An 11319-nucleotide genomic window follows, 5' to 3' on the forward strand; every position below is an offset into this window, starting at 1 on the left:
TTCCTTTAGTAAACAAAACTTACCGGCGTGCCGCCGTCCGGGTGCGGCAGAATGCCCATTGGGATACCGTAAATGGCCTGGAGCACCTCCGGCTGCATAATCGCGCCGGCATCACCCTGCGCAATCATCCCGCCGTTGCGTAAGGCGACCAGGTGGTCACAGTAGCGGGCGGCCATATTGATATCGTGCAGCACGGCGATCACGGTCAGCCCCCGCTCATGGCTGAGCCGCTGGATAAGCGCCAGCACCTCGACCTGATGAGCGATATCCAGCGCGGAAGTCGGTTCATCCAGCAGCAGGCAGCGGCTGTTCTGCGCCACCAGCATCGCAATCCAGGCGCGCTGCCGCTCGCCGCCGGAGAGGCTGTCCACCAGACGCGAGGCGAAAGGTTTCAGGCCCACCAGCGCAATGGCTTCATCGACGCGATCGCGATCTTCGCTGCCGAAGCGGCCCAGCGCGCCGTGCCAGGGATAGCGCCCCATCGAGACCAGCTCCCGCACCGTCATGCCCTCGGCGGCGGGAAGCTGCTGCGGCAGATAGGCGACCTCACGGGCAAAGCGCTTAGCGGGCCAATGCGCCAGCGCTTTATCATTGAGCCGCACTTCGCCGCCGGTCGCGGCGTGATGGCGCCCCAACAGCTTTAACAGCGTGGATTTGCCGGAGCCATTATGCCCAATCAGCCCGCAGACTTTTCCGGCGGGAAAGGTCAGCGACAGCGGCTGGAGCAGGATGCGGCCCGGAACGGCAAATGAAGTTTGATGCAGCGAGAAGGTGCTGTCGGTCAGGTGCGGAGAATGCATAACAATTTTCTGCCTGACGGGCGCGGCGAACCGCGCCCGGTTTGGTTAGAAACGGAAAGTGGCGGTGCCGACGATCTGACGTTCGGCGCCCCAGTAGCAGGCGTAGTCGCGATAGCAGCTGGCGACATAATCCCGATCGAAGAGGTTGTTGACGTTGACGCCAATCGACGAGCCTGGCAGACCGAAACGCCCCAGATCGTACTTCACCACGGCATCGACGGTGGTGTACGCCGCCACGTTGAAGTTCTGATTAGTATCAGGGCCGGTGCTGTACAGGCCTTTGCTCTCGCCGACATAGCGTACGCCGCTTCCCACGGTCAGGCCGGAAAGCGCCGTTTCGTGGAAGGTATAATCGGCCCACAGCGACGCCATATGTTTCGGCACCTGCACCGGCGTTCTGCCTTTCAGCTGCGTATCGTGCGTATATTCCGCGTCGGTATAGGTGTAAGAGGCGATAACGTTAACGTTGGCATTGACCGCCGCCTTCGCTTCCAGCTCGACGCCGCGCGAGCGGATTTCGCCGCTTTGCACGCTGAAATTAGCAAAATCAGGATCGGGATTCGCCGTCAGGTTTTTGGTTTTAGTCAGCTGATAGAGCGCGCCGGTGATGACGATCGGACGGTCCTTCGGCACGTATTTTACGCCAGCCTCGTACTGCTTAGCGCGTGACGGATCGAACGGCTGCCCGTCAGCGGTGGTTCCGGCAGTCGGAATAAAGGATTCGCTGTAGCTGAAATAAGGCGCCACGCCGTTATCAAACACGTAGTTCAGGCCGCCGCGCCAGGTGAAAGCCTGGTCGTGGTTTTTCGCCAGCGCGTTGGTATCACGGTTAAACGCCGAGGTCATCGCGTAATCGTAGCGCGCGCCCAGCGTCATGACCCAGCGGTCCCACTCCATTTGATCCTGCGCGTACAGGCCGGTCTGCTCCTGCTTGTTCAGATAGTGATACGGGAAGTTGATCGTGGTGCTGTCGTTGCCGTACTGCGGATCCAGCGTGCTCAGCCGGGAAGCGGTGCCGAATCCGGCGTTGATATCGTTGCGGGTACGCTGATAGTCGACGCCCAGCAGCAGCGTATGATCCAGCGCGCCCGTAGCGAATTTCGCCTGCGCCTGGCTATCGACGGCAAACTGGTTCAGCTCTTCTTCAGACACCGCATAACCGCGGGTAATGTTATTGGCGCTGTCGAAGCCGTTACCGTAAATGCTGCGATAGTCGGTGCGCAGATCGGCGTAGCGCAGGTTTTGCCGCACGGTCCAGGTATCGTTAAAGCTGTGCGAGAAGTTATAGCCCACCATTTTGGTGTTGCGGGAGATCTTGTTGCTCGCCTCGCCTTCGTCAAAATCGGTGCCCAACTTGTGCTGCCGGCCGTTGGCATCGACGATCGGCACCACGGTGCCCTGACGCGGCAGCCAGCCGTAGTAGCCCGTTTCCGGCTCGTTCTGGAAATAGGTTAACAGCGTGAAGTTGGTGTTGGCGTCGGGCTGCCAGCTGAAGGACGGCGCCACGGTATAGCGCTTCTCTTTCTGCATATCCTGCTGCGCGTCCTGACTGCGCGCCAGGCCGGTCAGGCGCCAGGAGTAAACGCCGTCATCATCCAGCGCGCCGCCGAAATCAAAGCCGGTGGAAAACAGGTTATCCGACCCCATCTGGAACTGCACTTCGCGCAGCGTTTCCGTGGTCGGACGCTTGCTGACCAGCGCAACTACGCCGCCCGGGTTGCTCTTGCCGTAAAGCACGGATGCCGGCCCGCGCAGCAGCTCCGCGCGCTCCAGAAAATAAGGATCGATAGCGAATTCGGAGTAGTTATCGCCCTGGAGCTTCAGGCCGTCCAGATACTGATTGGTGTTGGTTTCGCTGAAGCCGCGGATGGACAGCGCGTCGATAACCTGCGAGCTGCCGCGGTTGCCGGTCATTACGCCGGGCGCATAGTTAAAGGCTTCCTTAACCGTACTGACGTTGCGCATCTCGATTTCGTCGCTGGTCACCACCGAAACGGACTGCGGATTTTTTTCAATCGGCGTATCGGTTTTGGTGCCGGTGGCGCTGCGTTTGGCGGCGATGGTCGGTGCCGGGCCCCAGGCGTTTTCGCTGGCGGCATCGGCGTTGGCGCTGACGGTAATAGTCTGTTCGCTGGCGGCGAAAGCAGAGGAGGAAAGCGCGACGGCAACAAGGCAGGCCAGTCGGCTTATCGGCAAAGCGGATGATTTCAAAGATGAAATAGCCATTTAGCGTTCTCTGATGAAAAGTAGAATGTAAACGAGAATTATTATTATAACGACAGGATAATAGGCGAATTACCGGCGCTTTCGCAAGAAAAAATCGGGCGCTTTTAGCGCGAATCCGGCGGAGTTCAGGCCAGCATAAAGCAGGGAAAATAAAGCCGTTGTCATGCAGTCGCGCTGAAAAGCCTCTTTTTACCGGTTTACTTTTTCTGCCACCGCCGCCAAAAAGGCAAAAAAAAGCCGGCTCGTTAAGAACCGGCTTTCCACCTGTTTTCAGTTATTTACCGAACATATCCTTGATCCAACCCGCCACGCCATCCGCATCCTTCTGCTCGTTTTGCGGCTGTTGAGCAGGCTGCTGCTCCTGCTGCATTTGCTGCTGTTGCATTTGCTGCTGCTGGATTTGCTGCTGCTGCTGCTGACAGAGTGCGTCGGCATCGGTGGTCCAGACCGGCAGCGTCCGCCAGCTGCTGCTGCCCGTGCCGCAGACAAAGTTACCGGCTGAATCCACGTTCATCGGCGCGATATCTTCCGGCGGCGTCGGCATCAGCGGCATCGGCGCCTGGTTGTCCAGATAGCGACGGTAGATCTGCATCGCGCCGCTGGCACCGTACAGTTTGGTGCTCTGGTTATTGTCGCGGCCAATCCAGGTGATCGCCACTTCTTTGCCGTCCACGCCCGCGAACCAGCTGTCGATCTGATTGTTGGTGGTGCCGGTTTTCGCCGCAAGGTGCGCCTTCGGATAGCGCGAGCCTAACGCACGGGCCGTGCCCTGCTGCGCGACCTGCTGCATCGCGTAGAGGGTCAGATAAGCGGCCTGGGCCGGCACGGTACGCTCCGCCTGCGGGAAGCTTTGATACAGCACGGTGCCGTCTTCGGCAATGACCGAGCGCAGCGCGGAAAGCTGCGCACGATCGCCGCCGCTGGCGATAGTCTGGAACGCCTGCGCCACTTCGACCGGCGTCAGGTTCAGCGCGCCCAGCAGCATGGCCGGCACCGGCTGGAGTTCAGCCTTCGGCACGCCGAGTTTGCTCCAGGTATCCACCACCTGCGGCAGGCCCAGCGTCATGCCCAGGTTCACCGTTGGCACGTTCATGGAGTGCGCCAGCGCATCTACCAGCATCACCTGACCGCTGAAGCGGCGGTCATCATTCTGCGGCTTCCAGACCTGACCGTTTGGCTGCTTCAGCGCGATCGGATTATCGGCAATCCAGGTATTCAGGCGATAGCTATCCGGCTGGCTCAGCGCGGTCAGATAGGTGGCTGGCTTAGCCAGAGAACCAATCGACCGGCGCGCCTGTAGCGCACGGTTATAGCCCGCAAACTGGGGATCGGCACCGCCAACCATGGCGCGAACTTCACCGCTGAAGCGATCGACGATCACCATCGCGGTTTCCAGATCCTTCAGGTTGCGCTGTTTACGCAGCGTCGACATCCCTTCTTCCACGGCTTTTTCTGCCGCATCCTGCGAAACAGAATCCAGCGTGGTGAAAATTTTCACGCCGGAAAGATCTTTGATCTTATCGCCCAGCTTCGCCTGTAGCTCGTTGCGCACCATCTGCATAAACGCAGGCTGTGGCGTGATCACGCCGCCTTTCGGCTGTACGCCAAGCGGACGGGCGCTGAGCATGTCGTACAGCTCCTGGTCGATCACTTTCTGCTGCTGCAGCAGACGCAGCACCAGGTTGCGGCGCTCCAGCGCCAGCTTCGGATTGCGCCACGGGTTATAGAGCGACGCGCCCTTCACCATGCCCACCAGCAGCGCCTGCTGATCCAGGCTCAGCTCGTCCACCGGACGGCCAAAGTAGTAGAGGCTCGCCAGCGGGAAGCCGCGGATCTGATCGTTGCCCGCCTGGCCCAGATAAACCTCATTCAGGTAAAGCTCCAGAATGCGGTCTTTGCTGTAGCGCGCGTCCATAATCAGCGCCATATAGGCTTCGTTAGCCTTGCGCCACAGCGAACGTTTGTTGGTCAGGAAAAGGTTTTTCACCAGCTGCTGGGTCAGCGTACTGCCGCCCTGCACCGCTTTTCCTGCCGTGATATTCGCCAGGAAGGCGCGGCCGATAGAGTACAGGCTGATGCCGTCGTGCTCGTAGAAATGGCGGTCTTCGGTAGCCACCAGCGTATCGACCAGCAGATCCGGGAAGCCCGCACGCGGCACAAACAGGCGCTGCTCGCCGTTTGGTGATTGCAGCATAGTGATCAAACGAGGGTCGAGACGGAAGAAGCCGAAGTCGCGGCCGCTGTCGAGGTTTTTGATCTCGGTCAGCGAGTCGTTGTCAAAGCTCAGCCGCGCGCGGATTTGCCCTTCCTTGCTGTCCGGGAAGTCAAACGGGCGGCGGATCATCTCAATGCTGTTGCCCTGCACGGTAAACTCGCCAGGCCGCGTCATGCGCGTCACCTCGCGGTACTGCGTGCCTTCGAGCAGCGCGATCATCTCTTTTTTATTGTAGGCCATGCCCGGCTCAAGATTGACCATGCGGCCATACACCGTGGCGGGCAGCTGCCAGACTTTGCCGTCGATACGGCTGCGGATCTGCGAATCCAGGTACACCCCGTAGACCGCCATCAGTACAATAAATACCAGCAGCAGCTTAATCATTAAGCTCAGCCAGCCTCTTTTACGCGGCGGCCGTCCTTTTCCTTTACGTGGCACGGGTACTTTCTCCTCGTTATTATGGTCATCATCCTGAAAATCAATATTATCGACTTCCCTGCGGCGACCCCGGCCCGCCTTTTTGCGCGGGGGGTTGGGCTGTTTACCTTTACGCCCAATAGGTTCGCGATCGTCTGACATTCGTTTCTTTTCTCCAGAGCCGCCGTCGGCGGGCCGACTATGCACTGACATCAACTACGGTGGAACGGGAACCTTCTGAAACCCGATCAGGAAGGTGCGGAATACTTTTTGGTGCGCCGCGTCGGCAGCGCGCTGGCCGGATCGTCGGGCCAGAGATGTTTGGGATAGCGCCCTTTCATCTCTTTTTGCACTTCACGCCAGGCTCCCTGCCAGAAGCCCGCCAGATCGCGCGTGATCTGCAGCGGCCTTTGCGCAGGCGAGAGCAGCTCCAGCACCAGCGGAATGCGCCCTTCGGCCACGCTGGGATTTTGCGCTTCGCCGAACATCTCCTGTAGCCGCACGGCCAGCGCGGGCGGCTTCTCTTCATCGTAGCGGATCGGCAGCCGGCTTCCGGTGGGCACAGTGTAATGAGTTGGCAGCACAGTATCCAGCTGCTGGCGCTGTGACCATGTGAGCAATTGTAATAGCGCGTTGACGCAGTCGATCTGTTTTAACCCTTTTGCATCGCGCACGCCGCTCATCATCGGCAGCAGCCACTTTTCCAGCGTGGCGAGCAGATCGGCCTCGCTGGCGGCGGGCCATGCCTGTTCCGGCAGCCACTGCGCGGCGCAGACCAGCCGCACACGCAGCTGCTCGGCGGCGGGCGTCCAGTTCAGCACCGACAGCCCTTTGCTGCGGATCCAGCGCAGCATCGCCGGGTGCAGCACCGCTTCGTCAGGCTTGCTCAGCGGCTGGGATTTCAGCACCAGCTCGCCAATCTGTTCGCGACGCCAGGCGGAAAGCGTGCCGCGCTCGTCGTGCCATTCAACCTCTACCCGCTGCCCGACAAGCTGCGGCCGCTCGGCGATCAGCGTTTCTATCGTCAGCGGCAGCGCCTGGAGAATGCGCGCGTCCGGCTGCGCGCTGCCCTGTAATAGCGCGGGCGCAAGCAGCCATTCATAGCGGATTAACGCCTCTTCGCGATCGAGCATCGCGCCCATGCCGTTAGCCAGCTGATAGCGCCCTTCCATGCCGCGACGGCGAGCGATACGATCGGGAAAAGCGCTCGCCAGCAGCGGCGCGGCCAACGCCGCATCGATCGCGCCGCCGGTCAGGCGCAGCCGCTGCTGCAGCTGTTTCGCTCGTTTCTGCCAGTGGGGCTGGGGACGATGCAGCGCGTCCCGCAGATCGACGCTGCCGCGCGGCGGCTCCTCCAGGATCGCCGCCAGCATCGCCGCCGTGGCGGCGCTGTCCGCATCGTTGCCCGCCTCGACCAGCATCGCGGCCAGGCGCGGCTCGCTGCCGAAAGCGGCCATGCGTCGACCTTTGGCCGTCAGCTGTCCGGCATCGGTGGTGGCACCAAGCTGCGACAGCAGCCGCTGCGCCTGGGCCAGGCTGGCGGCGGGCGGTTTATCCAGCCAGGTGAGCTGCGCTGCGTCGTGGCAGCCCCACTGCAGCAGATCCAGCCACAGCGAGCTTAAATCGCTTTGCAGTATTTCCGCGTCGCTGTGGGCCGCCGCCCGTTCCGCCTGCTCTTTAGGGATCAGATGCAGGCAGATCCCCGGCGCCAGACGACCCGCGCGTCCGGCGCGCTGGATCATCGAAGCCTGGCTGACGCGCTGCGTTTGCAGGCGAGTCAGGCCGGTGCGCGTATCGAACAGCGCCGTCCGCTCCAGCGCGCTGTCCACCACCAGCCGAATGCCTTCGATAGTCAGGCTGGTTTCCGCGATATTGGTCGCCAGCACCACTTTTCGGCGGCCGACAGGCGCAGGAAGGATAGCTTTACGCTGCTCCGCCAGCGGCAGCGCGCCATATAAAGGACAAAGATCGACATCGCTGGCGACCAGTGGCGCCAGCTGCGTCTGCACCCGCTGGATTTCGCCCACGCCGGGCAGAAACAGCAGCAGCGAGCCAGGCTCTTCGCGCAGCAGCTCGCTGACCTGCCGCGCCACCGCCTCTTCAAACCGCTGGCTGGTGGACAGGGATGCGTAGCGCCGCTCAACGGGAAAAGAGCGGCCTTCGGAGCGGACAGATGGCGCATCCGGCAGCAGCGCCTGCAGGCGAGCGTTGTCCAGCGTGGCCGACATCAGCAGAATTTTCAGATCCTCGCGCAGCCCCTGCTGCACGTCCAGCAGCAGCGCCAGCGCCAGATCGGCCTGCAGGCTGCGCTCGTGAAACTCATCCAGGATCACCAGCGAAACGCCTTCCAGCATCGGATCCTGCTGTAGCATCCGCGTCAGGATGCCTTCCGTAATCACCTCCAGCCGCGTGGACGGCCCGCTGCGGCTTTCCGCCCGCATCCGGTAGCCCACGGTCTGTCCTGGCGCTTCGCCAAGCTGCTCCGCCAGCCGCTGCGCCACGTTGCGCGCCGCCAGCCTGCGCGGCTCCAGCAGCAAAATACGCCCGCTGACCTGCTGCAAAAGCTGCAGCGGCAGCCATGTCGATTTTCCCGCGCCGGTCGGCGCCGCCAGCAGCACCTGCGGCGCATCCCGCAGGGCCGCCAACAGCTCGGGTAATACAGCGCTGACTGGTAATGAACTCACGTCTCTGCTCCTGGCCTTAAGTTGCCGGGCATTGTAGCATTCCTGCTTCTGGAATACCGGAGGGCACCATGAACGAGCAAAAAAGACTGTTTTTCGGTATCGCGCTACCGGCCAGCAGCACTCAGGAGGTTATTGCGTGGCGCGCCGCCACCTTTGCCGAAGAGACCGGCCGTCCGATAGCGGCGGCTAACCTGCATCTTACGCTGGCCTTTTTGGGTGATGTCGGCGCGGAAAAGCAGCGTGCGCTTCAACAAATGGCCGGACGTATCAGGCAGTCGCCGTTTACCCTGACGCTGGACGACGCCGGTCACTGGCCGCGTTCCGGCGTGGTCTGGCTGGGGCCGAAGCAGGCGCCGCGCGGGCTGCTGCAGCTGGCCGGACTGTTACGCTCGCAGGCCGCGCGCAGCGGCTGTTATCAAAGTCCGCTGCCCTTTCATCCGCATGTCACATTATTCCGCAATGCTCTCCAGCCGGTCGCGTTGCCGCCGCGTAATTTCAGCTGGCAGTTTCGCGTGGAGCGTTTTGCGCTCTTCGAGTCGCTGTTCAGCCAGGGCCGCACGCGCTATCGGGCGCTGGCAAGCTGGGAACTGCAACAGGAAAGTTTATGAATTTTACGCCGCCGCTGCGCCAGGCCACGCTGGTCAAACGTTATAAGCGCTTTCTGGCCGATGTCATCACGCCAGACGGCACCGAAATGACGCTGCATTGCGCCAATACCGGCGCGATGACCGGCTGTGCGACGCCAGGTGATACGGTGTGGTACTCCACGTCGGACAGCCTGACCAGAAAGTATCCGCACAGCTGGGAACTGACACAAACGCAGCAGGGACACTGGATCTGCGTAAATACGCTGCGCGCCAACATGCTGGTAAAAGAAGCGCTGCTGGCCGGGCGGATTCCGGAATTATCCGGTTATGCGGATTTACAAAGTGAAGTGAAATATGGCGCTGAAAAAAGCCGTATTGATTTCCTGTTAAAGGCAGAGGATCGCGTCAACTGCTATATTGAAGTCAAATCCGTGACGCTCTTACAACAGGGTAAGGGTTACTTTCCGGATGCGGTTACCGAGCGTGGCCAGAAGCATCTGCGCGAACTGGCGAAGATTGCGGAAAACGGCGAGCGCGCGGTGCTTTTATTTGCCGTTCTGCATTCGGGGATTGAGGACGTCACCCCGGCGCATCACATTGATGCACACTACGCAGAACTCATGGTTCAGGCGCGCGCAAGCGGGGTCGAGGTGCTTGCCTGTAAAGCGAGCCTCTCGCCTGAAGGTCTGGTCGTAGAGAGGAAACTGATTGTGAATGCGTAATTCAGACGCAATTAACTGTTATATGAAGGGTCTTATGTCGCGTCAGATACGCTTTTCCTCACAGCCTTGTCAAGGGATGTTCAGGAATAATTGCCAACCTTGATCGCTTCTGCTATTTATAGCGACCTGTTTTTATCCCCTCTGGGGATCGATAGTGCGTGTTATCCAGGAGAAACAACATGCAAGAAGGGCAAACCCGTAAAACCTCGTCCCTGAGTATTCTCGCCATCGCTGGTGTGGAACCCTATCAGGAGAAGCCGGGCGAAGAGTACATGAATGAAGCCCAGCTGGCGCATTTCAAGAAGATCCTTGAAGCCTGGCGTAACCAGCTTCGGGATGAAGTTGATCGCACCGTCACGCATATGCAAGATGAAGCCGCCAACTTCCCCGATCCGGTTGACCGGGCAGCACAGGAAGAAGAATTCAGTCTTGAACTGCGTAACCGTGACCGCGAGCGCAAACTGATCAAAAAGATCGAGAAGACGCTGAAGAAAGTAGAAGATGACGATTTCGGCTACTGCGATTCCTGCGGCGTTGAAATCGGTATCCGTCGCCTTGAAGCACGTCCTACCGCCGATCTTTGCATCGACTGTAAAACGCTGGCGGAAATCCGCGAAAAACAAATGGCCGGTTAATGGCTAATGGATTGTGCAGTGAGGCATCTGCTTCACTGCCTGTCTCTTCTCCGATGTCATCCTGTATCGGGCGCTTCGCCCCATCCCCTTCCGGTGAACTCCACTTCGGCTCGCTGATAGCCGCGCTTGGCAGCTATTTGCAGGCACGCGCGCAGCAGGGCAAATGGCTGGTGCGCATTGAGGATATCGATCCGCCTCGTGAAGTGCCCGGCGCGGCGCGGCGCATTCTTCAGCAGCTGGAGCAGTATGGCCTGCACTGGGATGGCGAGGTGCTCTGGCAGTCGCAGCGCCATGAAGCTTATCGGGAAGCGCTGGCCTGGCTGAACCAGCAGGGCCACAGCTATTACTGTACCTGCACGCGCAGCCGCATTCGGCAAATCGGCGGCCTTTACGACGGCTACTGCCGCACGCGACAACGCGGCCCGGATAATGCGGCACTGCGTCTGCGCGTCGATCGCCCCGTAGCGCAGTTTACCGATACGCTGCGCGGCGAGGTGATGGCCGACGCCGCGCTGGCGCAGGAAGATTTCATTATTCACCGCCGCGACGGGCTGTTTGCCTATAATCTTGCGGTAGTGGTGGACGATCATTTTCAGGGCGTGACGGAAGTGGTCAGAGGCGCCGACCTGATCGAGCCGACGGTACGGCAGATAACGCTGTACCAGCGCTTTGGCTGGCCGCTGCCCGGCTACCTGCATTTGCCGCTGGCGGTCAACGCCGATGGCAACAAGCTTTCCAAGCAGAATCACGCGCCGCCGCTGCCGGCAGGCGATCCGCGGCCCGTGCTGGTGCAGGCGCTGCGTTTTTTAGGCCAGCCGGTCAGCGAAGGATGGCGCGACGAAACGCCGTCTGTTTTACTGGAAAAAGCGGTCGCCGCATGGGATCTGACCCGCGTGCCGCGCCAGAATATACTGTTGCAGAATGGTTAGTAGAAAGTGAATACGCGCGCCCGCTCTGGCCTGAAAACGAGAGCGAAGCGAGATGAGCATTCTCAAACGCGCCACACTGAGCTATGATTAGCCGCTGTTTTTTA

Annotated in this window: 8 protein-coding genes; 4 read left to right on the forward strand and 4 right to left on the reverse strand. The window is 60.4% G+C overall.

Translation table 11 applies throughout. From position 1 onward, the window contains the following. Positions 1-5: 5 nt before the first annotated feature. The 4 genes from fhuC to hrpB all read right to left on the reverse strand — a co-directional run bounded on the left by fhuC (position 6) and on the right by hrpB (position 8342). Positions 6-800, reverse strand: a complete 795-nt coding sequence (fhuC, locus tag ACMGEE_RS14475) for a Fe3+-hydroxamate ABC transporter ATP-binding protein FhuC (RefSeq protein ID WP_436830252.1) — start codon at positions 798-800, stop codon at positions 6-8. A gap of 45 nt (positions 801-845) precedes the next feature. Then, positions 846-3026: a ferrichrome porin FhuA gene (gene fhuA / locus ACMGEE_RS14480; RefSeq protein WP_436830253.1), complete on the reverse strand. Its 2181-nt coding sequence runs from the start codon at positions 3024-3026 to the stop codon at positions 846-848. A gap of 274 nt (positions 3027-3300) precedes the next feature. Further along, a complete protein-coding gene (gene mrcB / locus ACMGEE_RS14485; protein WP_436830254.1) occupies positions 3301-5820 on the reverse strand; it encodes a bifunctional glycosyl transferase/transpeptidase in 2520 nt (839 codons plus the stop codon). A gap of 86 nt (positions 5821-5906) precedes the next feature. Then, positions 5907-8342 (reverse strand): ATP-dependent helicase HrpB, encoded by a 2436-nt coding sequence (gene hrpB, locus ACMGEE_RS14490; protein ID WP_301730683.1) that lies wholly within the window; start codon positions 8340-8342, stop codon positions 5907-5909. A 68-nt stretch (positions 8343-8410) separates the two neighbouring features. Between hrpB and thpR the strand changes: the two genes are divergently transcribed. From thpR to gluQRS, 4 genes are all read left to right on the forward strand, one after another. Further along, a complete protein-coding gene (gene thpR, locus ACMGEE_RS14495) occupies positions 8411-8950 on the forward strand; it encodes an RNA 2',3'-cyclic phosphodiesterase (RefSeq protein WP_436830255.1) in 540 nt (179 codons plus the stop codon). Then, the gene (gene sfsA, locus ACMGEE_RS14500; RefSeq protein WP_436830256.1) at positions 8947-9651 is read left to right on the forward strand and encodes a DNA/RNA nuclease SfsA; all 705 of its coding nucleotides are present in this window, start codon (positions 8947-8949) and stop codon (positions 9649-9651) included. The genes thpR and sfsA overlap by 4 nt, the downstream gene beginning before the upstream one ends. Before the next feature lie 179 nt (positions 9652-9830). Beyond that, positions 9831-10286, forward strand: a complete 456-nt coding sequence (gene dksA, locus ACMGEE_RS14505; RefSeq protein WP_125289067.1) for an RNA polymerase-binding protein DksA — start codon at positions 9831-9833, stop codon at positions 10284-10286. Between the two features lie 53 nt (positions 10287-10339). Then, positions 10340-11215 (forward strand): tRNA glutamyl-Q(34) synthetase GluQRS, encoded by an 876-nt coding sequence (gene gluQRS / locus ACMGEE_RS14510; protein WP_436830307.1) that lies wholly within the window; start codon positions 10340-10342, stop codon positions 11213-11215. The last annotated feature ends 104 nt before the right edge of the window (positions 11216-11319 follow it).

Source organism: Erwinia artemisiae (genome assembly GCF_051400835.1).
GTDB classification, from domain to species: domain Bacteria; phylum Pseudomonadota; class Gammaproteobacteria; order Enterobacterales; family Enterobacteriaceae; genus Erwinia; species Erwinia aeris.